The sequence below is a fragment of the Sandarakinorhabdus sp. genome (genome assembly GCF_051860625.1).
Lineage (GTDB): Bacteria > Pseudomonadota > Alphaproteobacteria > Sphingomonadales > Sphingomonadaceae > Sandarakinorhabdus.
This window is the reverse complement of the sequence record NZ_JBHYDQ010000018.1, coordinates 37,501-62,313: the sequence shown is the minus strand read 5'-3', so window position 1 is coordinate 62,313 and position 24,813 is coordinate 37,501. Positions and strand designations below refer to the sequence as shown.

The 24,813-nt window shown below is 65.0% G+C and carries 26 protein-coding genes; 22 read left to right on the top strand and 4 right to left on the bottom strand.

The window, feature by feature from the left end:
- Positions 1-191 precede the first annotated feature (191 nt).
- Positions 192-3,182, top strand: coding sequence for an excinuclease ABC subunit UvrA (gene uvrA / locus ACTIEZ_RS14565; RefSeq protein WP_439547411.1), 2,991 nt, complete (start codon positions 192-194; stop codon positions 3,180-3,182).
- Positions 3,183-3,281: 99 nt separating this feature from the next.
- On the opposite strand, the gene ACTIEZ_RS14560 is transcribed toward uvrA, so the two are convergent.
- Positions 3,282-4,172, bottom strand: a complete 891-nt coding sequence (locus tag ACTIEZ_RS14560) for a MipA/OmpV family protein (protein WP_439547410.1) — start codon at positions 4,170-4,172, stop codon at positions 3,282-3,284.
- Positions 4,173-4,380: 208 nt separating this feature from the next.
- On the opposite strand from ACTIEZ_RS14560, the gene ACTIEZ_RS14555 reads away from it, so the two are divergent.
- From ACTIEZ_RS14555 to ftsY, 6 genes are read left to right on the top strand one after another with little or no spacing between them, the layout of a single operon-like run.
- Positions 4,381-4,641, top strand: a complete 261-nt coding sequence (locus tag ACTIEZ_RS14555) for a YdcH family protein (RefSeq protein ID WP_439547409.1) — start codon at positions 4,381-4,383, stop codon at positions 4,639-4,641.
- Complete coding sequence (locus tag ACTIEZ_RS14550) at positions 4,638-4,952, top strand: TraR/DksA family transcriptional regulator (RefSeq protein ID WP_439547408.1); 315 nt, start codon at positions 4,638-4,640, stop codon at positions 4,950-4,952. The genes ACTIEZ_RS14555 and ACTIEZ_RS14550 overlap by 4 nt, the downstream gene beginning before the upstream one ends.
- A 41-nt stretch (positions 4,953-4,993) precedes the next feature.
- Entirely contained in the window at positions 4,994-5,581 is a 588-nt protein-coding gene (gene pdxH, locus ACTIEZ_RS14545) for a pyridoxamine 5'-phosphate oxidase (RefSeq protein WP_439547407.1), read from the top strand.
- A complete protein-coding gene (locus ACTIEZ_RS14540) occupies positions 5,578-6,411 on the top strand; it encodes a PhzF family phenazine biosynthesis protein (protein ID WP_439547413.1) in 834 nt (277 codons plus the stop codon). Before pdxH ends, ACTIEZ_RS14540 begins: the two co-directional genes overlap by 4 nt.
- Before the next feature lie 9 nt (positions 6,412-6,420).
- A complete protein-coding gene (gene dapF / locus ACTIEZ_RS14535; protein WP_439547406.1) occupies positions 6,421-7,242 on the top strand; it encodes a diaminopimelate epimerase in 822 nt (273 codons plus the stop codon).
- Entirely contained in the window at positions 7,239-8,159 is a 921-nt protein-coding gene (gene ftsY / locus ACTIEZ_RS14530; RefSeq protein WP_439547405.1) for a signal recognition particle-docking protein FtsY, read from the top strand. The genes dapF and ftsY overlap by 4 nt, the downstream gene beginning before the upstream one ends.
- Before the next feature lie 7 nt (positions 8,160-8,166).
- Here the strand turns inward: ftsY and ACTIEZ_RS14525 are convergent, their stop codons facing one another.
- Positions 8,167-10,500: a putative bifunctional diguanylate cyclase/phosphodiesterase gene (locus tag ACTIEZ_RS14525; protein ID WP_439547404.1), complete on the bottom strand. Its 2,334-nt coding sequence runs from the start codon at positions 10,498-10,500 to the stop codon at positions 8,167-8,169.
- A 269-nt stretch (positions 10,501-10,769) separates the two neighbouring features.
- Between ACTIEZ_RS14525 and ffh the strand changes: the two genes are divergently transcribed.
- The 11 genes from ffh (at position 10,770) to ACTIEZ_RS14470 (ending at position 17,621) form a co-directional block, all read left to right on the top strand.
- Entirely contained in the window at positions 10,770-12,263 is a 1,494-nt protein-coding gene (ffh, locus tag ACTIEZ_RS14520; RefSeq protein ID WP_439547403.1) for a signal recognition particle protein, read from the top strand.
- Between the two features lie 44 nt (positions 12,264-12,307).
- Complete coding sequence (gene rpsP / locus ACTIEZ_RS14515) at positions 12,308-12,817, top strand: 30S ribosomal protein S16 (protein WP_439547402.1); 510 nt, start codon at positions 12,308-12,310, stop codon at positions 12,815-12,817.
- Positions 12,818-12,829: 12 nt separating this feature from the next.
- A complete protein-coding gene (gene rimM / locus ACTIEZ_RS14510) occupies positions 12,830-13,318 on the top strand; it encodes a ribosome maturation factor RimM (RefSeq protein WP_439547401.1) in 489 nt (162 codons plus the stop codon).
- A 35-nt stretch (positions 13,319-13,353) separates the two neighbouring features.
- The gene (locus tag ACTIEZ_RS14505; protein ID WP_439547400.1) at positions 13,354-13,629 is read left to right on the top strand and encodes an antitoxin; all 276 of its coding nucleotides are present in this window, start codon (positions 13,354-13,356) and stop codon (positions 13,627-13,629) included.
- Positions 13,626-14,003, top strand: a complete 378-nt coding sequence (locus tag ACTIEZ_RS14500; RefSeq protein ID WP_439547399.1) for a type II toxin-antitoxin system VapC family toxin — start codon at positions 13,626-13,628, stop codon at positions 14,001-14,003. The genes ACTIEZ_RS14505 and ACTIEZ_RS14500 overlap by 4 nt, the downstream gene beginning before the upstream one ends.
- Positions 14,000-14,731, top strand: a complete 732-nt coding sequence (trmD, locus tag ACTIEZ_RS14495) for a tRNA (guanosine(37)-N1)-methyltransferase TrmD (protein WP_439547398.1) — start codon at positions 14,000-14,002, stop codon at positions 14,729-14,731. Before ACTIEZ_RS14500 ends, trmD begins: the two co-directional genes overlap by 4 nt.
- 1 nt (position 14,732) lies before the next feature.
- Positions 14,733-15,104, top strand: a complete 372-nt coding sequence (rplS, locus tag ACTIEZ_RS14490) for a 50S ribosomal protein L19 (RefSeq protein WP_439547397.1) — start codon at positions 14,733-14,735, stop codon at positions 15,102-15,104.
- Positions 15,105-15,203: 99 nt separating this feature from the next.
- A complete protein-coding gene (locus ACTIEZ_RS14485; protein WP_439547396.1) occupies positions 15,204-15,650 on the top strand; it encodes a YbgC/FadM family acyl-CoA thioesterase in 447 nt (148 codons plus the stop codon).
- Positions 15,647-16,357 carry a protein TolQ gene (tolQ, locus tag ACTIEZ_RS14480; protein ID WP_439547395.1) on the top strand — a complete coding sequence of 237 codons (711 nt, stop codon included), beginning with the start codon at positions 15,647-15,649 and terminating at the stop codon, positions 16,355-16,357. Before ACTIEZ_RS14485 ends, tolQ begins: the two co-directional genes overlap by 4 nt.
- A complete protein-coding gene (gene tolR / locus ACTIEZ_RS14475; protein WP_439547394.1) occupies positions 16,357-16,821 on the top strand; it encodes a protein TolR in 465 nt (154 codons plus the stop codon). Before tolQ ends, tolR begins: the two co-directional genes overlap by 1 nt.
- The gene (locus tag ACTIEZ_RS14470) at positions 16,818-17,621 is read left to right on the top strand and encodes a hypothetical protein (RefSeq protein WP_439547393.1); all 804 of its coding nucleotides are present in this window, start codon (positions 16,818-16,820) and stop codon (positions 17,619-17,621) included. The genes tolR and ACTIEZ_RS14470 overlap by 4 nt, the downstream gene beginning before the upstream one ends.
- Before the next feature lie 47 nt (positions 17,622-17,668).
- Here the strand turns inward: ACTIEZ_RS14470 and ACTIEZ_RS14465 are convergent, their stop codons facing one another.
- Positions 17,669-19,072, bottom strand: coding sequence for a GntP family permease (locus ACTIEZ_RS14465; protein WP_439547392.1), 1,404 nt, complete (start codon positions 19,070-19,072; stop codon positions 17,669-17,671).
- Positions 19,073-19,401: 329 nt separating this feature from the next.
- Here ACTIEZ_RS14465 and tolB point away from each other — a divergent pair, with 329 nt between their 5' ends.
- The 4 genes from tolB (at position 19,402) to truA (ending at position 23,081) form a co-directional block, all read left to right on the top strand.
- The gene (tolB, locus tag ACTIEZ_RS14460) at positions 19,402-20,745 is read left to right on the top strand and encodes a Tol-Pal system beta propeller repeat protein TolB (RefSeq protein ID WP_439547391.1); all 1,344 of its coding nucleotides are present in this window, start codon (positions 19,402-19,404) and stop codon (positions 20,743-20,745) included.
- A gap of 70 nt (positions 20,746-20,815) precedes the next feature.
- Positions 20,816-21,355 carry a peptidoglycan-associated lipoprotein Pal gene (gene pal, locus ACTIEZ_RS14455; protein ID WP_439547390.1) on the top strand — a complete coding sequence of 180 codons (540 nt, stop codon included), beginning with the start codon at positions 20,816-20,818 and terminating at the stop codon, positions 21,353-21,355.
- 62 nt (positions 21,356-21,417) lie between these two features.
- The gene (gene fmt, locus ACTIEZ_RS14450; RefSeq protein WP_439547389.1) at positions 21,418-22,323 is read left to right on the top strand and encodes a methionyl-tRNA formyltransferase; all 906 of its coding nucleotides are present in this window, start codon (positions 21,418-21,420) and stop codon (positions 22,321-22,323) included.
- Positions 22,320-23,081 carry a tRNA pseudouridine(38-40) synthase TruA gene (gene truA, locus ACTIEZ_RS14445; RefSeq protein ID WP_439547388.1) on the top strand — a complete coding sequence of 254 codons (762 nt, stop codon included), beginning with the start codon at positions 22,320-22,322 and terminating at the stop codon, positions 23,079-23,081. Before fmt ends, truA begins: the two co-directional genes overlap by 4 nt.
- A 217-nt stretch (positions 23,082-23,298) precedes the next feature.
- Here the strand turns inward: truA and ACTIEZ_RS14440 are convergent, their stop codons facing one another.
- The gene (locus ACTIEZ_RS14440; RefSeq protein ID WP_439547387.1) at positions 23,299-24,801 is read right to left on the bottom strand and encodes an alkaline phosphatase; all 1,503 of its coding nucleotides are present in this window, start codon (positions 24,799-24,801) and stop codon (positions 23,299-23,301) included.
- Positions 24,802-24,813: the final 12 nt, after the last annotated feature.

Genomic DNA, 24,813 nt, shown 5'->3' with positions numbered 1-24,813 from the left:
GGGGGTGGGGCTCGCCCCACCCCCGGCAACGCAATCATCTACACCGGGAAATTACACCACGTGAGCGGACGCTAACCCCGCGACATTCCTACCCCATGCACAAGCCTTGCCGTCACGCCGGTCGCAGCCTACCCCAAACCACTAAGCCACTGCAGCTTGCGCAATCCGAACAAACGTGGAACAGATACGACATGCTGAACCAGATCCAGGTGCGCGGCGCGCGGGAGCATAATCTGAAAGGGGTGGACGTCGATCTGCCCAAGAACGCGCTCACCGTGATCACCGGCCTGTCCGGCTCCGGCAAATCCTCGCTCGCCTTCGATACCATCTATGCCGAAGGCCAGCGCCGCTATGTCGAATCGCTGTCCGCCTATGCGCGCCAGTTCCTGGAGATGATGTCCAAGCCCGATGTCGATCATATCGAGGGGCTGTCGCCGGCCATCAGCATCGAGCAGAAAACCACCTCCAAGAACCCGCGCTCCACCGTCGCCACCGTGACGGAAATCTACGATTACATGCGCCTGTTGTGGGCGCGGGTCGGCGTGCCTTATTCGCCGGCCACCGGCCTGCCGATCACCGCACAAACCGTGTCCCAGATGGTCGACCGGGTGATGGCCCTGCCCGATGCCACCCGCCTCTACCTGCTCGCCCCCATCGTGCGCGGCCGCAAGGGCGAATATCGCAAGGAACTCGCCCAACTGCAGAAGGACGGCTTCACCCGGGTCAAGATCGACGGTGAATTCCACGCCATCGAGGAAGCGCCGGCGCTCGACAAGAAATACAAGCACGATATCGACGTGGTCGTGGACCGTCTGGCGGTAAAGGAGGGCCTCGAATCCCGCCTCGCCGAAAGCTTCGAAACCGCGCTCAAGCTCGCCGAAGGGCTCGCTATCGTCGAAATCCTCCCCTCCCCTTCAGGGGAGGGGCCGGGGATGGGGAATGCAACAACAGGTCCTGACTCCTCCACCCCTAACCCCTCCCCTAAAGGGGAAGGGGATCGCATCCTCTTCTCCGAAAAATTCGCCTGCCCGGTCTCCGGCTTCACCATTTCCGAAATCGAACCGCGCCTTTTCTCCTTCAACGCCCCGCAAGGCGCCTGCCCGGCCTGCGACGGCCTTGGCGAAAAACAATATTTCGATCCCGATCTGATCGTCCCCAATCACGCCCTCACGATCGAAAAGGGCGCCGTCGCCCCCTGGGCGAAATCCAACCCGCCTTCGCCTTATTATCTCCAAGTCCTGGCCAGCGTCGGCCGTGCCTATGGCTTCACCCTGAAAAGCAAATGGGCCGATCTCACCCCCGAAGCCCGCCACGCCGTGCTGCACGGCACCGGCACCCGCGCCATCGCGCTGCGCTTCGAAGATGGCCGCAAGGCCTATGAGGTCAACAAGGCCTTCGAAGGCGTCATCAAGAATCTCGAAAAGCGCCTCAACACCGAAAGCACGTGGATGCGCGAGGAGCTGGAACGCTACCAGTCCCCTTCCCCTTGCGAAGTCTGCCACGGCGATCGCCTCCGCCCCGAAGCCCTGAGCGTGAAGATCGCTGGCGAGACCATCGCCCAGGCCGTGCGCCGCCCGGTCGGCCAGGCGCTGCGCTGGGCGCTCAGCGTCGCCGATCAACTCACGCCGAAACAACGCGCCATCGGTGATCGCATCCTGAAGGAAATCACCGAACGCCTTGGGTTTCTGGACAATGTCGGCCTCGATTATCTCAATCTCGATCGCAAGTCCGGCACGCTGTCGGGCGGCGAATCACAACGCATCCGCCTTGCCAGCCAGATCGGCTCCGGCCTGTCCGGCGTGCTCTATGTGCTCGATGAACCGTCCATCGGGCTGCACCAGCGCGACAATGATCGCCTGCTCACCACGCTGAAACGCCTGCGCGATCTCGGCAATACCGTGCTGGTGGTGGAGCATGATGAAGACGCCATCCGCCTTGCCGATTATATCGTCGACATGGGCCCCGGCGCTGGCGTTCACGGCGGCAGCGTTGTCGCCGCCGGCTCCCTCGCCGACATATTGAACACGCCGGGCAGCATCACTGGCGATTATCTCTCCGGCCGCCGCGCCATCCCCGTCCCCGCCAAACGCCGCAAGGGGACGGCCAAGAAACTCACCGTGAAAAACGCCCGCGGCAACAACCTGCAGGGCGTAACCGCCTCCATCCCGCTCGGCACCTTCACCTGCATCACCGGCGTCAGCGGCAGCGGCAAATCCACCTTCACCATCGACACGCTCTACAACGCCGCCGCCCGCGAACTGAACGGCGCCCGCGTGCTGGCGGCGCCGCATGATGGCATCGATGGCCTGCAACATCTCGACAAGGTGATCGACATCGATCAATCACCCATCGGCCGCACCCCGCGCTCCAACCCCGCGACCTACACGGGCTGCTTCACCAACATCCGCGACTGGTTCGCCGGCCTGCCCGAAAGCCTGGCCCGCGGCTACAAGCCCGGCCGCTTCAGCTTCAACGTGAAAGGCGGTCGTTGCGAAGCCTGCCAGGGCGACGGCGTCATCAAGATCGAAATGCACTTCCTGCCCGACGTCTATGTCACCTGTGACGTCTGCCACGGCGCCCGCTATAATCGTGAAACCCTGGACGTGAAGTTCAAGGGCAAGAGCATCGCCGATGTGCTCGACATGACGATCGAAGACGGCGTCGAATATTTCAAGGCCGTCCCGCCGATCCGCGAGAAACTCGCCATGCTGCTCGAAGTCGGCCTCGGCTATGTCAAGATCGGCCAGCAAGCCACGACGCTGTCGGGCGGCGAAGCCCAGCGCGTCAAGCTCGCCAAGGAACTGAGCCGCCGCGCCACCGGCAACACGCTCTACATCCTCGATGAACCCACCACCGGACTCCATTTCGAAGATGTCCGCAAACTCCTCGAAGTCCTCCACGCGCTCGTCGAACAGGGCAACAGCGTCGTCGTCATCGAACACAACCTCGACGTCATCAAGACTGCCGACTGGATCATCGACCTCGGCCCCGACGGCGGCGACAAGGGCGGCCAGATGACCATCGCCGGCACCCCCGAACAAGTCGCTGCCTGCGAAACCAGTTGGACCGGCAAATATCTTGCCCCTCTCCTGACTTTGCCCTTCCCGCATGCGACAGGAGCCGGGGATGAGGAACCTGACACGGCGAAGAAGCCCAAACGCAAAGCCAAGGCCAAAGCCTGATCCCCGCGCCCCTTCCCCCTTCAGGGGCGGAGCAGGCGGAGGCGCGGCTACGCGGCTGGCTCCCGGCGGAATTTAATCATCTGTCAGGACCGGCCGACGTCAGTTCCAGCCGAACCGCACGCCATACGCCAGCCCCACCGCCACCTGGTTGCGATCGCCGCGCTGCCGGATCAGCGACCCGTCCGCCACCGCATCGCCCAACCGGTCATAGCTGGTGAACAAGGTGAGCGCCCCCTTGCTGCCGAACCGCCCCAGCGGCTTGGTGAGCGTGGCGTTCACCCCGGCCGAGATCAGCCCGCTCCCCGTGCGTGACGACGGCAGGCCGGTGGCCAGCGCCTGGGCTTGGGTCACGCCGAAATAGACATTGCTGTAATCACTGTCGGCCCAGGTGGCGCGCAGGCCCACGCTGTAGAGCAGGCTGGCGGTGGGGGTGCGATCATTCCAGCTGATGTTGGTATCGGCCACCAGGCCGTCATGGCCGCCGGTGCCCTGGCGCAGTTCGGCGCGCAGCCGCAGGCGGTTTTTGGCCAGGCTTTTCTGGGCAAAGCCGCCGAATTCGCCAGCCAGGCCGACATTGCCCATGCCGCGCAGCGCCGTGCTGCCGCCGGTGACGAGGAAGGGCGAGCCGCCGGTGCTTTCCTGCCGGCCGAAGCGCAGCTTGGCCAGCGGGCCGAGTTTCCAGCCATCCTGATTGACTGCGTTCCAGCCCAGCCCATCGGGCACCGACAGGAACACATCATCGCGATAATTCAGCCGCAGATCAGGGAAGATCGACAGCGCCATGTCGCGGCTGCCCTGCCAGGCCGGGGCAACGATCGGCGCGATGCCGATGCCCAATGTCCACGCTTTCGGTGCCGGCGGGCGGGCCTGGGCGGCCTGAATGGAGGTGGGCACGCCCGGCGCCGGGCCTTGCTGGGCAGCGACGGGGGCGGCGGCGGGCGCAGCGATGACGGCGGCAATCAGCCAGACAATATTCCGGGGGCGAAACATGGGGCGCGATCCTGTTGAGGGAACCATTTCCTATCTCGAATGTTACAGTCAGGCAATCTTGGCGCGGCCGGACACCGCAAGTTGACGATACGCATTCGCCACGATGGCATTCGGACAGCAAAAGCCACATGATGGACATACGGGGCCAAGGATCGGCCACCGGTTGCCAGGGATCGGCCACCAAATAACGATAAAAGGGGAGCAATCCATGAGCCATATCTCGCAAGACCTGCATGACAATTTTCCGGATCAGACCGAGCGTTTGCGCGATCTGAAGGAAAATGACCGGCACTTCCGTACGCTGGCCGATCGCTATGAAGCACTGGATGACGAGATCCGCCGCAGCGAAACCGGCGTCGCCCCGGCCATGGACGACGCCCATATGGAGGAACTGAAGCGGGAGCGGCTGGCCGTGCTCGACCAGATCGCCGCGGTGGTCAGCGGCGACGTGACGGGGGAAGAAGCATGAAACACCAACAACTTGCCGATACGTTGCGCGCGCGCCTCGCCGATGTGCAGGCCGATATCGCGCGCCTGGAAGAAGCGACGATCCAGCCATTGTCGCCGAATTTTTCCGAACAGGCCGGCGATCTGGAGGCGCTCGCCACCAACGAAAGCCGCGAGGTGCAGCAGATACAGGAGGCAGAACAGATACTTGCCGCACTGACCCGCATCGAGCACGGCGATTATGGCGTGTGTGACAAGTGCGGCGCCGATATCGCACCGGGTCGATTGGCGGCGCTGCCCACCGCGACGCGTTGCATCGCCTGTGCGGCGTGAAGGCGGGTGACAGCGCCCTTCCCTGCGGGTAACGCCGGGGCATGACGCTGCACTCCCATATTGCCCCCTTTGCCCGTTTCGGCGAGTGGTTTGCCGCTGCCCAGGCCGAAGAAATCAATGATCCCAATGCGATGGCGCTGGCCACGGCCACGCCGGACGGCGCCCCATCGCTGCGGGTCGTGCTGCTGAAGGCCTGGGATGAGCGCGGCTTCATGTTTTACACCAATCTCGACAGCCAGAAGGGCCGCGAGATTGCCGCCAACCCTGCAGTCCATCTGAATTTGCACTGGAAATCGCTGCAGCGTCAGGTCCGCATCGGCGGCACCGCGGCGTTGGTGCCCGATGCCGAGGCCGATGCCTATTTCGCGACCCGGCCGCGCGAATCGCAACTGGGCGCCTGGGCCAGCCTGCAAAGCCAGCCCCTGCCCGACCGTGCCACGCTGGAAACGCGAATCGCCGAAATTGCCAAGCAATTTCCAGGCGATGTGCCGCGTCCGCCGCGCTGGAGCGGTTGGCGGGTGACGCCCCAACGCATCGAATTTTGGCAGGCCCGCGACGGCCGCTGGCACGAACGCGAGGTGTTCACGCGTGACGGCGATGGCTGGCGCTTTGGATTGGTATACCCCTGATGCGATTGCCCTTTGTCCAGGTCGATGCCTTTGCCGACGGGCCGTTCACCGGCAATCCGGCGGCGGTGATGATGTTGCCGCACTGGCTGCCCGATGCCGTGCTGCAAGGCATTGCGGCGGACAACAACCTCTCCGAAACCGCTTTTCTGGTGCCCAGCGACGCTGGTGTGCACTTCGATCTGCGCTGGTTCACGCCAACCGCCGAAGTGGCGATGTGCGGCCATGCCACCCTGGCCAGCGGGCATGTCGTGCTCGATGCCCTGCCCGATCTGGCCGAGGTGCGGTTTCAGACCCGCCAGTCCGGTGTGCTGGCCGTCGCGCGGGCGGGGACAGGCTATGATCTGATGCTGCCGTCCCGCCCGGTCGATCGCGCGCTGACCGACCGCGAAGCGGACGCCGTGGCGGCGGCGCTGGGGGCAGCACCGGCGGAGGTCTTTGTTCGCGGCCGGGATTATATGGTGGCGTTGTTCGATTCACCCGATGAAGTGCGCGGCCTGCAGCCTGACATGAAGGCGATCCTGGCACTGGCGCCCGGTATCGATCTGATGTTGATCGCCACCGCACCCGGCGAAGCCACCGACGTGCTGAGCCGTGTATTCGTACCCGGCTGCGGCGTCGATGAAGATCCGGTGACCGGTTCGGCGCATGCGGTGCTGGCGCCATTCTGGGCAGCGCGGTTCAGGCGCAACCATTTTACCGCGCAGCAAGCCAGTGCGCGCGGCGGACGCCTTGTTTGTCAACATGTTGGCGAGCATGTGATCCTGACCGGCAAGGCCCGCACCGTCATTCGCGGCGAGTATGACTTGCCGGAGACCGGGCTTCCCGGCTAACGCCGCCGCATGGCGGACCGCCCCTTCTTCAAGATGCACGGCCTGGGCAATGATTTCCTGGTGCTCGATGCGCGCGATCAGCCGGTCGCGCTGTCAACCACCCAGGTGCGCGGCCTCGCCAATCGCCATACCGGCATCGGCTTTGACCAGTTGATTGTCATCGAACCCAGCATTGTCGCCGACGTCCGCCTGCGCTTCTGGAACAGCGATGGCAGCGAAGTGGGTGCCTGCGGCAATGGCAGCCGGGCAGCGGCAGCGCTGCTTGGTGGGCAGCAACACATTGAAACGGCGGGCGGATTGCTGGCCAGCGATGCCGTGGCCGGCGGTGCCGCAGTCGATATGGGGATGCCGCGCTTTGGCTGGGAAGACGTACCGCTCGCCTATCCGATGGACACCGCCTCGCTGCCGCTGGCGTGGAGTGTTCCGGGGGGCGATCTGGAACATCCGGTCGCCGTATCCGTCGGCAATCCGCATGTGGTGTTCTTCGTCACCTATGCCGCCGCCGTGCCGCTGGAGAGCATCGGGCCACAGATCGAGAACGACCCCGTGTTTCCGGAACGCGTGAATGTGGGCATCGCGCAAGTGGTGTCCCGCAACCATCTGATCTTGCGGGTGTGGGAACGCGGCGCCGGCGCCACGCTGGCGTGCGGCACCGGCGCGGTGGCAGCGGTCGCAGCCGCCCAGCGGCGCGGGCTGGTTGATCATGCCGTGCGCGTTACCCTGCCTGGCGGCGATCTGCTGGTCGAACGCCGCGATGATGGCCATTTGTTGCTGTCTGGCCCGGCCGTCGTGGCCTTCACCGGCCTGGTTGATCTGGAGCACTACGCATGAGCTGGCTGGGCCGCATGACGCAGGGGCTGGCCAAATCGACCAAGCGCCTCACCGACAATATCACCGGTCTGGCGACGGGCACGCTGCCGCTGGACGAGGCGCGGCTGGACGAGATCGAGGAAGCGCTGATCGCTGCCGATCTGGGGCCAGCGGTGGCGGCCCGCATCCGCAATCGCCTGGGCGATCAGAAATTCGCCAAGGGCATCGACGACGCCGGCATCCGCCGCGTGGTCGCCGAAGAAGTGGCACAAGTGCTCGCGCCGGTCGCCAGGCCGCTTGCAATCACGCGGCGGCCGCAGGTGGTGCTGGTTGTCGGCGTCAACGGCAGCGGCAAGACCACGACCATCGCCAAGTTGGCGCGGATGTTCAAGGCCGATGGCCACAAGGTGATGCTGGCCGCAGGCGACACCTTTCGTGCCGCCGCCATCGCCCAATTGCAGATCTGGGCGGACCGGGTCGGCGTGCCGATCGTGGCCGGCGAACAAGGCGGGGACGCCGCCAGCCTGGCCTATGAGGCCGTCAAGCGCGCCCAGGCCGAGGGCATCGACGTGCTGATCATCGATACCGCCGGGCGCCTGCAGAACAAGGCCGGCCTGATGGACGAACTCGCCAAGCTGAAGCGGGTGATCAGCAAGATCGACCCGGCGGCGCCGCATGATGTCATCCTGGTGCTCGATGCCACCACCGGCCAGAATGCCCTGTCGCAGATCGAGGTTTTCCGGGCCGTCGCCGGCGTGACCGGGCTGGTGATGACCAAACTGGATGGCTCCGCCCGCGGCGGTATGCTGGTGGCCGCAGCCGAAGCCTATGGCCTGCCCATCCATGCCATTGGCGTGGGCGAAGGCATGGACGATCTGCGCCCATTTGCTGCTGCCGAGTTCGCGGCCGCGCTGGCCGGGGATTCAAGCGCGGATTGAACGCCGATCAGGCGGCGGCAAGGCCCAGCGCCGCCCGTGCATTGGCCTCGGCCCGCAAAATGCTGAGCGGCAACAGCGCCGCAGACACCGGCGGCGACAGTGCAAAGCCTTGCACGCGCTGGATATTGGCACTGCGCGCCAGCGCCAGTTCTTCGGCGCTTTCCACGCCTTCGGCCACCACCACCAGCCCCATCGATTGGCCAAGCCCGGCGGCAACCCGAAAGATGTCAGCAGCCACTGCATTGTCGGCGGTACCGGTCAGCAGCGATCCCGATATCTTCAACGCATTGATCGGCAACCGCCGCAGCCGATCCAGCGACGAGAAACCGGCCCCGAAATCGTCCATCGCGACTCCTGCCCCCATGTCACACAGGCGCTGCAGCGTCGTCCGGCAGGCGCCTTCATCGGTCATCAGTGCCGTTTCGGTGATCTCCACCGCCAACCGGCCTGGCGACAGGCCAGCGGTCTGCAGCGCGTCCATCATCTCATCGACCATCGCCTCGCTGCGCAGATCGAGCACCGACGCGTTGACCCACAGGCTGATATCACCGGGCAATGCCGCCACGGTCGCTGCGGCCTGAGCCATCACCAGACGCCGCAAGCGCCCGACCAGGCCGCGCGCTTCAGCGATTGCCACCAGACAATCAGCCGACAAGGGCTCACTGCCATCATCCGGCCAGCGCGCCAGGGCTTCGACCGACACCACCCGGCCGGTGGTGATATCGACCATCGGCTGGTAGGCCACGTCGATGGTCCCGGCGCGCAACACCATGCGCACGCGGGCTTCGTTGTTGGCAGCGCTAGTCGATTGTTGCAGCAGTTCGGGCGTGAAGCGGCGCAGGCTGTTGCCCGGCCGCAACTTGGCCGCCAACAGGGCCAGATCAGCGGCGCGCAGCAGGCTTTCGGCCAGCACGCCATCACCGGGCGCCATGGCGATGCCGACGGCGGCGCCAACCTGCACCTCTTCCTCCCCAAAACGCGCGGGAGTATCGACCGTGTCGATCAGACGGTGGCCGAGTGCTTCGGCCGCCTGCACATCGGCAACCTCTGCCAGAATGGCAAATTCATCGCCAACCAGGCGGGCGGCAAACAAGGCCGGATCGGCGGTGCGCAACCGGAACCCGATGCGGGTCATCATCCGATCGCCCACGGCATGGCCATGGCGATCATTGACTTGCTTGAATCCGTCCAGATCGACGAGCAGCAAGGCGAATTCGTCGCCGCGTCCCAGGCGCTTTTCCAGTTCCTCGATGAAGGCGCGGCGGTTGGGCAAGCCGGTGAGTGGACAGCGGCGAATCTCGCGATTGAGTTCGGCAATGGCATTGCGCTCGCCGGTGCTGTCGCGCAGCATGCTGACCCAGCCACCACCGGGAATGGGCAGGCATTCCAGATCGATCACCCGATCATCGTTCAGGCGCAGCACGCCGTTGAACTGCTGCCGCGCCGCGACCAGCATCGCCGCATGCGCAAGAAACTCCTCACGATTTCCCGATGAGCGCGCCAGATTGGGGGCGCCTGCCAGCAATTCCGGGAAAGATGGCGGATTGGCCGTATCGATGGCTTCGATGCCCAGCAGATCGAGCGCCCGCCGATTGACCACCACCACGCGCAAAGCTTCATCAAGAATGGCCATGGCCTGGTTCAGGTGGGCAACCGCCACGTCCATGCGAACGCGTTCCGCCCGGCTGCGTTCGCGGGCATGCAACAACTCGGTCTGGGTGGTAAAGCTGCGGCGCGCGACACTGACGCAGATGATGCCATACACCAGCACACCGATCCCGGCTGCCAGGCCCCAAGGCCACGGCCATTGCACGATGATGGCCAGTGTCATCGGCACGCTGATGCAGATCGCCTGGGCTGCGGCGACTTGCGGTCGGCCTGGCCCGGTGCCATTGGCCACACCCAGCGCCGCCAGCGCCACCATTACCACCACCGTTTGCAGCATCATTGGCGATTCTGCAGCCAACACTGCCAGCACGATGCCGCCCAGACCGGCCGAACCCATGATGCAGCCCAGTGCATAACGCGCCTCCACACCGGGCAACGCATCATCACCGATGGGCGACAAGGCTTCCCGGCAGGCGAGCAGAATGAAACCGAAGCCGACCAGCGCCACCGCCGCAAACGCCAATGCCAAGGTGCTGCCAACCGATACGGCAACTGCAATCGCCAGTGCCGCCGCGACGGGTCCAGCAACCAGGAACGGCGAATAATAGCTGCCGATGGCGCGCGTGAATTCACCCATCAATACCGGCGGCAAGCCCGGCCCGAATAGTCGGTCGCGCCATTTTTGCCAGGCCGTGATCGGCTCCGGAACATTGTTGTCGAACGATAAATTCATTGTATCTGCTGTGCTTCTATCATGCACGAACTGCAAGCTCCAAGCCCGGCCGGCAACTGCGCAGAAAGATGGGACATTGTGGCCCGTTTCGGCAGGCAACACCCTTGAGGACATGCCCGGACTTGACCCTGATGGGACCTCGGCGTAATAGGCAGGCGATTTCCGCAGGGAAGTCACGCGTCCGAGGATGCACGCCGGCCAGCGAGTTTTCGCCCGCCGGCGCGTTTTCATTTGGAAGCAGGCAAATTTGAACCGGGAGGCCACGGCCTTTGTTTGACAGTCTTTCCGAGCGGTTGGGCGGCATTTTCGAACGGTTGCGTGGCCGCGGCGCGCTGACCGAAATCGATGTGCGTGCTGCCATGCGCGAAGTGCGCGTGGCGCTGCTGGAGGCTGACGTCGCACTGCCGGTGGTCAAGCAGTTCGTGGAAGACGCCACCACGCGCGCCATCGGCGCCGAAGTGATCAAGTCGGTCACGCCGGGCCAGCAGGTCGTCAAGATCGTCAATGATTGCCTCGTCGATCTGCTCGGCGGCAGCGAGGAGCCGGCGCCGCTGAAGATCGGCGTGACGCCGCCGGCCGTGATCATGATGGTTGGTCTGCAGGGTTCGGGCAAGACGACCAGCAGCGCCAAATTGGCCGTGTGGTTGGCCACGCGCGAGCGCAAGAAGGTCATGATGGCCAGCCTGGACGTCGCCCGTCCGGCAGCGCAGGAACAGTTGCGCGTGCTGGGTGAGCAGAACAATATCGCCACGCTGCCGATCATCGCCGGCCAGACGCCAGTGCAGATCGCCGAGCGCGCCCGCCAGGCAGCGCGCCTGCAGGGCTTTGATGTGGTTGTGCTCGATACCGCCGGGCGCCTGGGTGTCGACGAAGCGCTGATGGCCGAGATGGCGGCGATCGCTGGCGCCACCACGCCGGATGAAATCCTGCTTGTGGTCGACAGCCTTACCGGCCAGGACGCAGTGAATGTTGCCGCCGCCTTCAAGGCGCGCGTGGCGATTTCGGGCGTGATCCTGACCCGCATGGACGGCGATGCCCGCGGCGGTGCCGCCCTGTCGATGCGGCATGTCACCGGCGCACCGATCCGCTTTGCCGGGGTCGGCGAAAAGATCGATGCGCTGGAATTGTTCGACGCGCGCCGCGTGGCCGGCCGCATTCTGGGCATGGGCGACATCGTTGGCCTCGTTGAAAAGGCCGCCGCCAATTACGAAGCCGATCAGGCCGAAAAAATGGCCGAGAAGCTGGCCAAGGGCCAGTTCGACATGGACGATCTGCGCCAGCAGCTTGGCCAGATGAAGAAGATGGGCGGCCTGTCGGGCCTCGCCGCGATGATGCCGGGGATGGGCGCCGCCAAGAAAGCGATGGACAGCGGTGCCATCGCGCCCAAGCTGCTCGACCGCATGGAGGCGATCATCCTGTCGATGACACCCAAGGAACGCGCCAAGCCGGAAGTGCTGACGGCGAAGCGCAAGATCCGCATCGCCAATGGTTCGGGCACCACCGTGCAGGATGTGAACAAGGTGCTGAAGATGCACCAGGAAATGGCCAATGCCATGAAGCGCATCAAGAAGATGGGCGGCATGAAGGGCATGATGAAGATGCTGGCCGGTGCCGGCGGGCTGGGCGGCGCGCCCGGTGCCGATGCACCCGCGCCCGGCGACGCGCCCGGTGGCCCAATCGATTTGGGGGCGGTTGGCCGGATGTTAGGCCGCCCCGGTTTGGGAAATCTGCCACCCGGCTTCAACAAGTTCGGCAGGAAATGAACGTAACTCCCTCGAAAACCTAGTTTACTGGAAGGAAATACTGAATGTCTCTGGCAATTCGTCTGGCCCGCGGTGGCATGAAGAAGCGTCCCATCTATCGCATCGTGGTGACCGACAGCCGCAACCCGCGTGACGGCAAGTTCCTGGAAAAGCTGGGCACCTACAATCCGCTGCTGCCCAAGGATAGCGACGCCCGCGTGACGCTGGACACCGAACGCGCTGCCTATTGGCTGGGCGTCGGCGCGCAGCCGACCGATCGCGTCGCCCGCTTCCTGGATGCCGCCGGCCTGCGCACCCGCGCCGTCCGCAACAACCCAAACAAGGCGCAGCCGGGCGCCAAGGCCAAGGAACGCGCCGAAATGGCCGCCCAGAAGGCCGCCGAAGCCGAAGAAGCTGCTGCTCTGGCCGCTGCCGAAGCCGCTGAAGCCGCTGAAGCGGCTGCTGCAGCCGCTGCTGCACCGGCCGAAGAAGCCCCGGTTGCTGAAGAGGCTGCTGCCGAAGCCCCCGCTGAAGCTGCGCCCGAGGCCGCTGCTGAAGGCGAAACCGCCCAGTAAGGCGGTGCTGGCATGGCGGCCGACATGATAATGCTGGCCGCCGTCGCCGGCGCCCACGGCATCCGCGGTGAGGTGCGGCTGAAGCTGTTCACCGATGCCGCCGAAAATCTCGCCCGCCACGCCCGCTTCGATGCGGGCGGGCGGGCATTGGTGCTGAAATCCATCCGGCCCGACAAGCCCGGCACGGCCGTCGCGAAATTCGAAAACATCAATGATCGCAATGCCGCCGAGGCTTTGCGCGGTGTGCAGTTGATGGTGCCGCGCACCGCCCTGCCCCCCCTCGAAGACGGCGAATACTATATTGCCGACTATCTGGGCATGGTTGTGGCCGACGAGACCGGCGCCCCCGTCGGCACGGTCCGCGCCATCGAGAATTTCGGCGCGTCCGATATCCTCGACATCACGCTTGATGCGGGCGGCACGGTGATGGTGCCGTTCGTCGCCAATGTGGTGCGCGAAGACGGCGCTCGCCTCCTGATTGACCGCGCCTGGCTCGCCTAGTATATACGTCCCGTATACACACAGGGATGACCGCCATGGCGCGCACCAAGATCTTCAAATCCGGCAACAGCGCCGCCGTCCGCCTGCCCGCAAGCTTCGCACCGCCGCCGGGCACGGTCGTCGAAGTGCGCGAGGAAGGCGGGCGCTGGATCATTGAACCCGCGACCGCGGAAGTGCCGATGATCAACCTTGATGCAATCTACGGCAGCATGCCAGGCATCAGGCCGATCACCGATCGCCGTTTTGATGAACGCCCCTCCGAACGCATGGCGCGTGAAGCGGCCGAGCAGGCGGCGTCCGGCAAGGAATGACGCCTGCCCGCTGGTTGCTCGACAGCAACATCGCCATCTACCTGCTGCAGGGCAATGCGCCCCATGCACTGGCCCGCCTCAACCGCTGCCCCTTGGGCTCGGTGGTCACCTCCAGCATCTGTCTCGGCGAAATGCTGATCGGCTTGCGCCCCAACGAGCAGCCCGGCCTGCAGCCATTGCTATCCATCATTACCGTCGAGCCGTTCGACGAAGCTGCCGCCCGCCTCTACGCCACCCTGCCCTTCCGCCGCGCCAGCTATGATCGCCTGATTGCTGCCCATGCCCTGTCGCGCGGTCTCACCATCGTCACCGCCAATCTCGCCGACTTTTCCGACGTCCCCGGCCTCGCCGTCGAAGACTGGATGCAGCCATGACGTGGCGAGCAACAATCCTCACCCTCTATCCCGACATGTTCCCCGGCCATCTCGGCCACAGCATCGCCGGCCGCGCGCTGGCCAACGCCACCTGGGCCTGCAACGCCGTCAACATCCGCGATTTTGCCACCGATCGCCACCGCACCGTTGACGACACGCCGGCCGGCGGCGGCCCCGGCATGGTGCTGCGCGCCGATGTCGTCGCCGCCGCAATTGATGCCGTCGCCGATGGCCGCCCCGTGCTGGCCATGACCCCGCGCGGCCAGCCGCTCACGCAAGCCCGCGTCCGCACCCTTGCAACCGGCCCCGGCGCCATCCTGCTCTGCGGGCGTTTCGAAGGCTTTGACGAACGCATCTTCCACCGCCGCGCCATCGAAGAAGTCTCGATCGGCGACTATGTCCTGTCCGGCGGCGAGGTCGCGGCGTTGGTGGTGATGGATGCTTGCGTGCGCCTGTTGCCCGGTGTAATGGGCGCGGCTTCCAGTGGGGATGAGGAAAGCCACGAAAGCGGCCTCCTCGAACATCCCCACTATACCAGGCCCGCCTTATGGGAAGGCCTGGCGATCCCCGAAGCGTTGCGATCGGGGGATCACGCGCGCATCGCCCGTTGGCGGCGCACGCGGTCCGAACAGGACACACGGCTACGGCGGCCGGACTTGGTGGATCATCATGCCGATGGTCCGGTCCACTCGCCCTCTGGCGCGCGACAACAGAAGAAGGAGGAATGAGATGAATCTCATCCAGCAGCTCGAAGCCGAACAGATCGCCAAGCTGACCGTGAAGCGTCAGATCCCCAATTTCCGCGCCGGTGACACGCTGCGCGTCGGCGTGCGCGTCGTCGAAGGTGAGCGCACCCGCGTGCAGAATTACGAAGGCGTGTGCATTGCGCGGTCCAACCGCAGCATCAATTCGTCGTTCACCGTCCGCAAGATCAGCTTCGGCGAAGGCGTGGAGCGCGTGTTCCCGCTCTACAGCCCCAGCATCGAAGCCATCGAAGTCGTGCGCCGCGGTGTCGTGCGCCGCGCCAAGCTCTATTATCTGCGTGGCCGCAGCGGCAAATCGGCCCGCATCGTCGAAAAGCGTGACGCGCGTCCGGAATAAGGTCCGCTCACGTTCAGAAAGCCGAAAGGGCGCCGGTGGCACTGCTTCCGGCGCCCTTTTTCATTGCGTCTGCCGACGCGGGGACCCTATCAGTCTGCCATGGCCTCCCTCCCCCCATCCGGCCGACACGAAGGCGGCGTGCATCGGCTGACCATCCGCGTCTATTTCGAAGACACGGATACGGCAGCGATCGTCTATCACGCCAAATATCTGCATTTCCTGGAACGCGGCCGCACCGAATTCCTGCGCGTTGCCGGCATCGATCACGGCGCTGCAGTGCGTGATGGCCTGGGCGCCTACGCCGTCACCCAGATGGACTGCCGCTGGCTGCGCCCGGCCCGGCTGGATGATGTGCTGACGGTTGAAACCCGCCTGATCAGCGTCCGCGCCGCCGCCTGCCGCATCGATCAGGCGATCACCCGCGACGGCGCCCCGATTTTCACCGCCAGCCTCACCGCGGCCTTTCTCGATCCCGCCGGCCGTCCCCGCCGGCAACCGCGCGACTGGCTCGCGCGTTATGACACTCTCATCCAACAGGAAACATGATGGACCCTGATATTGCACTGAAAGGCGCTGCCGAACTGTCGCCGCTCGCGCTGTTCCTCGCCGCCGATATCGTCGTCAAGGCGGTCATGCTCGGGCTCTTGCTGGCCTCGATCTGGAGCTGGGCGATCATCATCGAACGTTCGCGCCGCCTCGGCCGCATGAACGGCGAAGCCGCCAAGTTCGAGGAATGGTTCTGGAAATCCGGCGATCTCGACAAGATGTACGAGCCATCATCGCGCGCCGATCACCCATCGGCCCGCGCCTTCATCGCCGGCATGAACGAATGGCGCCGCAGCTTGGCCAACGGGCGGGCCACGGTGGACCGCGAAGGCCTGCGCGCCCGCCTGGCCAGTGCCATCAATGTCGCCATCGGCCGCGATATCGACGAACTGTCCGATCGCCTGTCGGTGCTGGCCACCATCGGCTCGGTGGCGCCGTTCGTCGGCCTGTTCGGCACGGTGTGGGGCATCATGCGCAGCTTCGCCAGCATCGCCGCCAGCCAAAACACCTCGCTCGCCGTGGTGGCGCCGGGCATCGCAGAGGCGCTGTTTGCCACCGCCATCGGCCTGTTCGCGGCCATCCCTGCGGTGATCGGCTATAACCGCCTGCTGCACCGCGTGAACCGGCTGGAGGCGCGCCTGTCGGCCTTTGCCGAGGAATATCTGAACCTGCTCTCCCGCCAGCTTGATGGCATGGAGGGTCGCTGATGGCGATCAACCTGCCCAATGGTGGCGGCAGGCGCGGGGGTAGAGGCAGCCGCCGCCCGCCGATGTCGGAAATCAACGTCACCCCGCTGGTGGACGTGATGCTGGTGCTGCTGATCATCTTCATGGTCACCGCGCCGCTGCTGGTCACCGGCGTGCCGGTGGACCTGCCCGATGCGCGCGCGCAATCGCTGCCGCAGGATATCACGCCGATCCAGATCAGCCTGGATGCAAAAGGCGAGATCTTCATCGACAAGCTGACCATCACGCCGGCCGCCCTGCCCGCCAAGCTCGCCGCCCTGCGCGAAGCGCGCAGCGATGATGCCCGCGTTTATGTCCGCGCCGATCGCAGCCTGGATTATGGCCGGGTGATGCAGGTGGTGGGGGACGTCAACGCCGCCGGTTTCAAGAAGGTCGCGCTGGTCACCGATGGCAGCCGGCCTGTGCTAACCACGGAAAATCAATGACCCGCACGGAGCGCATCAGCATCGCTGGCGCCGCTGTGGCGCATCTGTTGCTGCTGGTCGGCCTCAGCCTAGCCTGGGCCAACAACGAACGCGTGATGCCGGCCCCCACCGATGCCGTGCCGGTGGAACTGGTGACCATCGCCGACGCCCCGCGCGTGACCGAGCCGCCCAAGCCGTCGATCGAAGCTGCCCCGCAGGAACCCGCCGCCGCCCCCGAACCGACACCCGAAGCCGCGCCTGCGCCGGAGCCGGTCAAGCCCGACGCCGTACCGCCCCCAGAACCTACCAAGCCGCCGACCAAACCCAAGCCCGCCGAGAAACCGAAGGCCGCGCCGACGAAGGCCCCGCCCTCCCCGCTCGACACCTCCACCCTGGCCAATGTGATCGACAAGGCGCTGCCCAAGGCCAAGACCAAACCGCTCGATACCTCCAAGCTCGCCAAGGAACTCAGCACCGCAACCCCGGCCCGCGCCACCATCGATCCCCGCGCTGCCGCCACGCTCGCCCAAGCCATCCGCGCCCAGGTCGCCCCCTGCTGGAACCCGCCGGTGGGCGGCCGCGACGTGCGCAAGATGACCGTGCTGGTGCGCGTGGAATATGGCCGCGACGGCCGCGTCATCGGCCAACCCCAGGCCGGCACCCCCACCGGCGCCACCGCCGCCAACGCGGATTTCGCCCGCACCTTCGCCGAAACCGCCCGCCGCGCCGTCCTGCGCTGCCAGCCACTGAAACTGCCGGCGGATCTTTATGATCTGTGGGCGAATGTGGAGATCAATTTTGATCCGGAGGAGATGACCTGAACGTCCGCGCCGTCATCCGGGCGACCGATCCGATGGCGACGGATCGATCAGAACGTGCCGGCATAGGTGCCAAGCGCAATCAGCGCGACAAGCGCGATGATGGGAATCAAAACCGCGACCACGAATATGTCGGCATAGGATTGACGATGCGTGAGGCCGCAGATCGCCAGCAGCGTGATGACGGCACCATTGTGCGGCAGGGAATCAAGCCCGCCCGTTGCAACCGTGGTAACGCGGTGCATCAAATCCATCGAAATACCGCCCTGCACGGCCATGGCCGCATATTCCGATCCCAGGGTTTGCAGGGCGATGCTCATTCCGCCGGAGGCTGAACCGGTAATGCCGGCGAGCACACTGACCGATACCGCCAGCGAGATCAGCGGATTGGCACCTCCCAAGCCGAGCACGCCGGTTCGCAAGACTTCGAATGCCGAAAGCGAGGCGATGACCGAACCAAAACCAACCTGGCTCGCCGTATTGAATATCGGCAGAACCGACGCGCGGCTCCCCTCATCGACCGACTGTTTCAATTGCGTAAGGCGTCTGCGGTTGAGCAGTATCAACGCGATGATCGACAAGGTCAGAGCGGTGATGATCGCCCAGAGCCCACGCACGGCCTCCAGGGTCGTCGAACCAAATTTCGGATCAGCAAGTATTTCGGGGATCGAGGTCGGAACGATGAGTGCTGAAAACATGAGATTGAAGATGATGACCAGCAAAACCGGCAAGGCTGCGACCCATATGCCAGGCGTGTTTTCAACAGCACAATCCGTACCGGGTTTCGAACAGACACCCGGCGCGCTGCCCGCCTGGCGCGCGTTGTCTGCCGGATATTCGCTCTGCCCAGCATAGGTTTCGCCTGCCGCCCGCGCGCGGGCGCTACGGAAATCAAGCCACAATTGTCCGCCCACCAGCATGATTGCGCCGGTGATCAGCCCCAATCCCGGCGCAGCAAAAGCCGTGGTGCCGAAGAATGGCATCGGTATGGCGTTCTGGATGGCCGGGCTGCCCGGCAGCGCGGTCATGGTGAAGGTGAAGCCGCCAAGCGCTATTGTCGCAGGGATGAGCCGTTTTGGCAGGTCGGCGCGCTTGAACAGCGCCTGCGCGATCGGGAAAACCGCAAAAGCCACCACGAACAGCGAAACGCCGCCGTAAGTAAGCACGGCGCAGGACAACACCACGGCAAGAATTGCCCTTTGGGCGCCAAGCCAGCCGACGGTCCATTCTGCAATCGCCCGTGCCGAGCCGCTGTCGTCCATCAATTTGCCGAACAATGCGCCAAGCAAGAACACCGGGAAAAACTGCACGATGAAATCGCCCGCCGCCTGCATGAACACCTGGGTGTACGAAGCAAGCAGCGGGGCATCCCCCGAGATGGCGACAGCAACGAGGGCCGCAAACGGTGCGAGCAACAAAACGCTATAGCCGCGGTAGGCCAGGACAATCAGCAAACCAAGCGCAATGAAGATTCCAACAAGACCAAGCAATTCGGCACCTCACACGACAAAAGAATCTTTCGATTTTATGCATCCTGAACAGTTGTGAACAACGATCAGCAGCCTTTGGCATAACCCTGGCCGTGACGTTTAGGCGGAGCGCTATCGGTCCCGCAAGCGTCGATCCTTTTGGAATTGTTGATCGCGGCAAATGCTTTCGTTTCCCGGCCATCAAGCGCTCCCTGCCGTCAGGACAATGGTTGCCATAAAACGCAGCCGGAAACCCATGATTCGCTGCGGCAGTTTATCTCCCGTTCAGGCACTTGTGCTGATAAGGTGCCGTCATGCGCCTGATTCCGTTGCTCCTGCTCCTCCCCGCCTCGGTTGCGCTGGCCCAGGTGCCAGAGACCGGTCCGCCCGCCTCTGGCGCGCTCCGGGTCGATATCAACGCTGGCCTCACCCAACCCATGCCGATTGCCGTGCCCAGCTTCGCGCCGGGCAATGGCGGCAGTACCGAGGCGGGCACCACCACGGCGCTGGGCGAACGCGCCGCACAGGTGATTGCGGCGGATCTGAAATCCTCCGGCCTGTTCCGCCCGCTCGATCCGGCCGCCTTCACCACCACGGTGGGCGTCGATGACGTGCTTCGCCCCGATTACGCGGCCTGGCGCACCATCGCGGCGCAGGCGCTGGTCACGGGCACCGTGTCCGCCAATCCCGATGGTGGCATCACGCTCGCCTGCTATGCCTATGATGTCTTCGCCGGCACCGAAATCGCCCGCCAGGGCTTTGTCACCACGGCGGCCGGCTGGCGGCGGGCGGCGCACAAATGCGCCGATCTCGTCTATTCGCGGCTGACCGGCGAAAGCGGCTATTTCGACAGTCGCATCGTCTATGTTTCCGAAACCGGCAATCGCACCAAACGCATCAAGCGGCTGGCGATCATGGATCAGGACGGCGCCAGCCACCGTTTCCTCACCTCGGGCCAGAATCTGGTGCTCACGCCGCGGTTCGCGCCGGGCCAGCAGACGATCACCTACATGAGCTTCGAGAATGACCGGCCGCGGGTGTGGATCTACACGCTGGGCAGTGGGCAGCAGCAGGCCGTCGGCAATTTCCCCAGCATGACCTTCGCGCCGCGCTTCTCACCGGATGGCCAGAATCTGGTGTTCTCGATGGCGGTGGGCGGCAACACCGATATCTATCGCTTCAATCTGGCCTCCCGCCAGACCACACGGCTCACCACCGGGCCCAGCATCGATACTTCGCCGAGCTACTCGCCCGATGGCACCAAGATCGTGTTTGAATCAGATCGCGGCGGCGGCCAGCAGGTCTATGTGATGAACGCCGATGGCAGTGGCCAGAGCCGGATCAGCTTCGGCGAAGGCCGCTCGGCCAGCCCGGTGTGGAGCCCACGCGGCGATTATATCGCCTTCACCCGTATCGGCGGCGGCCGTTTCGGCATCGGCGTGATGCGCCCCGATGGCACTGGCGAACGGCTGCTCACCAACGGCTATCAGGATGAAGGCGCGTCTTGGTCGCCCAATGGCCGGGTGATCCTGTTCTCGCGTTCCGATCGGGGTGGCCGCTCCGGGCTGTGGTCGGTGGACATCTCCGGTTTGAACGAACGTCGCCTGGCAACGCCGCTCGATGCATCCGATCCCGCCTGGTCACCGTTGTTGCCTTGATGGGATTTTCCAGCAATCATTGCATGGTTGTCATGAATCAGTGTCAGTAACGTTTGAAAGGAGATTATTCATGAATTCCACGCCTCTGCGCCTCGCCCTGTTGGCCACGCTCGGCCTGACGCTGGCTTCCTGTGCCAAGAAGGAACCGGTGCAATTGGAAGCGCCGCCGACGGCCGCACGCCCGGAAGCGCCGGCGCCAGCCCCGGCGCCCACTGGAGCCCCAACCCCGTCAGTCGGCACCAGCATCGTGCCGGGCAGCCAGGAAGATCTGCGCGCGCAGGCCGGCGCCGACACGGTATTGTTCGCCTATGACAGCTATGAGCTGGATGGCGATGCCCGCGCCATTCTGGCCCGCCATGCCGATTGGCTGAAGAACAACAACGTCCGCGTGACGCTGGAAGGCCATTGCGATGAGCGTGGCACGCGGGAATATAACCTCGCGTTGGGCGAACGCCGCGCCAATTCGGTGAAGAATTTCCTCGCCAACGCCGGCGTGTCCGTGTCGCGCCTGTCGACCGTGTCGTACGGCAAGGAACGGCCGGCGGTGGACGGCAGCGATGAATCGGCCATGGCACAGAACCGCCGCGCCGTGACGATGGTGATGCGCTGAACGGTTGATGGCGCGCCGAGGGGCCTTCCCCCCGGCGCGCCAAGCCGATAACAGACCTGCCCATGCGGATCATTCACATGGGCACGCCGGGCTTTGCGGTGCCAGCGCTAGACGCCCTGGTTGGTGCGGGGCTCGAGATTGTCGCCGTTTTCACCCGGGCCCCGAAACCGGCCGGGCGCGGCAAGCAGTTGCAGGCCAGCCCGGTGCAGCTGCGGGCGGAAGCGCTGGGCATCCCGGTGTACAGCCCGCGCAGCTTTCGCGATCCGGCGGCAGTTGCGCAGTTTGTCGAGCTGGCCCGTGATGTCGATGTGGCGGTGGTGGCCGCCTATGGCCTGATCCTGCCGGCGGCGGTGCTGGCGGCGCCGCGGATGGGGTGCCTGAATATTCACGGGTCTTTGCTGCCGCGCTGGCGCGGTGCAGCACCAATCCAACGGGCGATCCTGGCCGGCGATGCCGCGACCGGCGTCACCATCATGCAGATGGAAGAAGGGCTCGACACCGGCCCGATGCTGGCGGAGGCGCGGACGCCGGTGGCGGCAAAGACCAGCGGAGACCTGTTTGGCGAACTGGCGACCATGGGGGCCGAATTGCTGCTGGACGTGCTGGCCAATCCACGCGCTGCGGTGCCGCAGCCCGATGCAGGCGTCACGCTGGCGCCGCGGATCGACAAGGCGGAAGCGCATCTCGATACCAGCCTGTCCGCCGTCGAGCTTGAGCGTCGGGTGCGGGCCTTCAATCCAGCGCCGGGCGCGTGGCTGACCATTGGCGGCGAGCGGGTGAAGCTGTTGTCGGCCCTGGTTGAGGACGCCGCTGCAGTACCAGGCGTCACGCTTGATGATCGGCTGCTGATCGGTACCGCCGAAGGCGCGCTGCGGCCCACCATCGTTCAGCGTGCCGGCAAGCCGGCCATGCCGGTGCAGGCGTTGCTCAATGGCTGGCGGGTGCCGGCGGGGACCATCGTGGCGTGACGCGGTTTCGCTTCACGGTGGAATATGATGGCCGGCCGTTCATGGGCTGGCAGCGTCAGGCCCACGGGCCGACCGTGCAGGCCGCCATCGAAGCCGCCATCCACGCCATCACTGGCGAGCAGGCGGAAGTCATGGCCGCCGGCCGCACCGACGCCGGCGTCCACGCCAGCGCCATGCCGGCCCATACGGACATCGCCAAGCCATTCACCCCGTTCAAGCTGATGGAGGCAATCAACGCCCGGTTGCGGCCACAGCCGGTGGCGATCATCGATTGTGCCGAAGCGCCGGGCTGGCACGCCCGCTTCGATTGCCTGGGCCGACGGTACCGATACACGATCATCAACCGGCGCGCCCCGCTGACCGCGTTGACCGGCCTGGCTTGGCGAGTGCCGGTGCCGCTGGATGTCGATGCGATGCAGGCCGCGGCGCGCCTGCTGATCGGCCGGCATGATTTCACCACGTTCCGCTCTGCCCACTGCCAGGCGAGCTCGCCGCTGCGCACCCTTGATCGGCTGGACGTGGTGCGGCGCGGCGAGACCGTGGAGATTTTCGCCGCCGCCCGTTCCTTCCTGCATCATCAGGTGCGATCGATGGTCGGCTGCCTGAAGCTGGTTGGCGAAGGCCAATGGACGGCTGACGATCTCGCAGCGGCGCTGGCGGCCCGCGATCGCGACGCGCTGGGCCTCAATGCGCCGCCCGATGGCCTCTGGTTTGTTGGCGCCATCTACCCCGGCCTGTCGGTGGGATTTACAGGGTGACAGGCAGCCAATGAGCCGGCTGGAGCGATTCCAGCGGCTTGGCAAATGCAAACCCGTTGGCATGACATTTGCATGGTCTGAGTAAAACCACGCAACTACGGATGCCATGCTTCATTGGTTGCAAAATAATGTGCGGTCCGCCCGCCTGCTGTGGATCGCAGGCGTGGTGATGGGCGTGCTCACCGGCTGCGCTGCTGGATGGCTGCTCGCGCGCTGATCAACGCCAGCCGAGCGCTTCGGCCATGATGTGGAAAATCAAATTCTGTTCCATCACGCCGCGCACCAGATCGGCGCGCGGACCTTCGGCGAACAAGACGACATCTTCCCCGGCATGACTTTCGCCGCTGGTGCCATAAGTCTTGTTGGCCAGGTAATTGGGATCATTGGGCGGCAGCAAACGGGACAGGCCGCGCGCGACGAACGGGCCATTGGCATATGACAAGGTCGTCATCGGCTGGCCGCGATCGTCCAGCGCAAAACCTTCGGGACTTGTCGGGCCGGCGCCCTCGCCATCACGGGCCGGCTTGATAAAACCCAGAATATCGTTGCCGCGCTCCGGATAGCCAGCAATCGTCATCACATGGCTGTGATCGGCCGTCACCAGAACCAGCGTTTCATCCAGACTCACCGACTTCAGCACTTCGGCCACCGCAGCACTGAACATCTGCGCTTCCTTCAGCGCGCGGTAGGGATTGCTGGCGTGGTGGGCATGATCGATGCGCCCGCCCTCGATCATCAGATAATAGCCCTTGCCGCCGCGGGCCTTGGCGCCGGCTGCCAGCTTGGTCAGCGCAAAGCGCGTCAGTTCCGGCAAGCTTGGCTCTGCATCATCCTTGCGGTCATGCTCGAAATTCAGATGATCCGGATTGAACAGGCCGAGCACCGGGCCGGTGCCGGTCGCCGCGAGCGCGCGAAAGCCCTTGGAGTCGGCAACAAACTGCCCGGTTGGCCAGCGTTGCTGCCATTCGGTGATCAGATTGCGGCCATCGTCGCGCATGCCACCGCTGCCGGCCGGCAGGAAGCGTGCACCGCCGCCAGCCAGGGTCACGTCGATACCCCCCTTGAAGCTGACGAACTGGCTGGCGAGATCAGCGCAGCCGGATGCGCGGGCGGCAGCCGGATAGGCGCGGTCGGCGCCCTCCCAATCCCGCACCGGCACATGCCCGAACACCGCGGCCGGCGTCGCGTGGGTCAGGCGGGTGGTAGACACGATGCCCACGGCCATGCCTTGCGCCTTGGCAATTTCCGCGAAGCTGCGCGGCAGCTTTTCCGGTGTCTTGCACGCCTCCGGGCCATGATCCTGGCCCATGTTGATCACGCCGATGCGGGTTTTCACGCCGGTGTTCATCGCGCTGGCGGTGCCGGCGCTGTCGGATACCTGGGCGTTGGTGTTGTAGGTTTTCACCAGTGCGGTGTTGGCCATGCGATCCCAGGCCAGATCATTTTCTTCGCCAGGGCCGGGCTTGCGCCCATCGATCGGGTGCTGGCCATCAAAGATGCGGGCCGCGGTCAGCGTGCTGACGCCCATGCCATCGCCGACCATCAGGATGACATTCTTCGCCCGCTTCGGCCGGTTCACCACCTTCATCCGGGCATCCAGCGCAGCGCGGCCACCCTGCCACCACTCATCCTGCACCGGCGTATCGAGGACCGGGGCCGCCGTCACAATCGCAGGCGACATCGCCAGCACCGAAGCCAGCATCATTGAGCGCAATTTCATCATGCTTCCCCC

Coding starts and splice junctions, on each gene's coding strand:
- uvrA (WP_439547411.1), top strand. CDS start 192: ATGCTGAACCAGATCCAGGTGCGCGGCGCGCGGGAGCATAATCTGAAA.
- ACTIEZ_RS14560 (WP_439547410.1), bottom strand. CDS start 4,172: ATGTTTCGCCCCCGGAATATTGTCTGGCTGATTGCCGCCGTCATCGCT.
- ACTIEZ_RS14555 (WP_439547409.1), top strand. CDS start 4,381: ATGAGCCATATCTCGCAAGACCTGCATGACAATTTTCCGGATCAGACC.
- ACTIEZ_RS14550 (WP_439547408.1), top strand. CDS start 4,638: ATGAAACACCAACAACTTGCCGATACGTTGCGCGCGCGCCTCGCCGAT.
- pdxH (WP_439547407.1), top strand. CDS start 4,994: ATGACGCTGCACTCCCATATTGCCCCCTTTGCCCGTTTCGGCGAGTGG.
- dapF (WP_439547406.1), top strand. CDS start 6,421: ATGGCGGACCGCCCCTTCTTCAAGATGCACGGCCTGGGCAATGATTTC.
- ftsY (WP_439547405.1), top strand. CDS start 7,239: ATGAGCTGGCTGGGCCGCATGACGCAGGGGCTGGCCAAATCGACCAAG.
- ACTIEZ_RS14525 (WP_439547404.1), bottom strand. CDS start 10,500: ATGAATTTATCGTTCGACAACAATGTTCCGGAGCCGATCACGGCCTGG.
- rpsP (WP_439547402.1), top strand. CDS start 12,308: ATGTCTCTGGCAATTCGTCTGGCCCGCGGTGGCATGAAGAAGCGTCCC.
- rimM (WP_439547401.1), top strand. CDS start 12,830: ATGGCGGCCGACATGATAATGCTGGCCGCCGTCGCCGGCGCCCACGGC.
- ACTIEZ_RS14505 (WP_439547400.1), top strand. CDS start 13,354: ATGGCGCGCACCAAGATCTTCAAATCCGGCAACAGCGCCGCCGTCCGC.
- ACTIEZ_RS14500 (WP_439547399.1), top strand. CDS start 13,626: ATGACGCCTGCCCGCTGGTTGCTCGACAGCAACATCGCCATCTACCTG.
- trmD (WP_439547398.1), top strand. CDS start 14,000: ATGACGTGGCGAGCAACAATCCTCACCCTCTATCCCGACATGTTCCCC.
- rplS (WP_439547397.1), top strand. CDS start 14,733: ATGAATCTCATCCAGCAGCTCGAAGCCGAACAGATCGCCAAGCTGACC.
- ACTIEZ_RS14485 (WP_439547396.1), top strand. CDS start 15,204: ATGGCCTCCCTCCCCCCATCCGGCCGACACGAAGGCGGCGTGCATCGG.
- tolQ (WP_439547395.1), top strand. CDS start 15,647: ATGATGGACCCTGATATTGCACTGAAAGGCGCTGCCGAACTGTCGCCG.
- tolR (WP_439547394.1), top strand. CDS start 16,357: ATGGCGATCAACCTGCCCAATGGTGGCGGCAGGCGCGGGGGTAGAGGC.
- ACTIEZ_RS14470 (WP_439547393.1), top strand. CDS start 16,818: ATGACCCGCACGGAGCGCATCAGCATCGCTGGCGCCGCTGTGGCGCAT.
- tolB (WP_439547391.1), top strand. CDS start 19,402: ATGCGCCTGATTCCGTTGCTCCTGCTCCTCCCCGCCTCGGTTGCGCTG.
- pal (WP_439547390.1), top strand. CDS start 20,816: ATGAATTCCACGCCTCTGCGCCTCGCCCTGTTGGCCACGCTCGGCCTG.
- fmt (WP_439547389.1), top strand. CDS start 21,418: ATGCGGATCATTCACATGGGCACGCCGGGCTTTGCGGTGCCAGCGCTA.
- ACTIEZ_RS14440 (WP_439547387.1), bottom strand. CDS start 24,801: ATGAAATTGCGCTCAATGATGCTGGCTTCGGTGCTGGCGATGTCGCCT.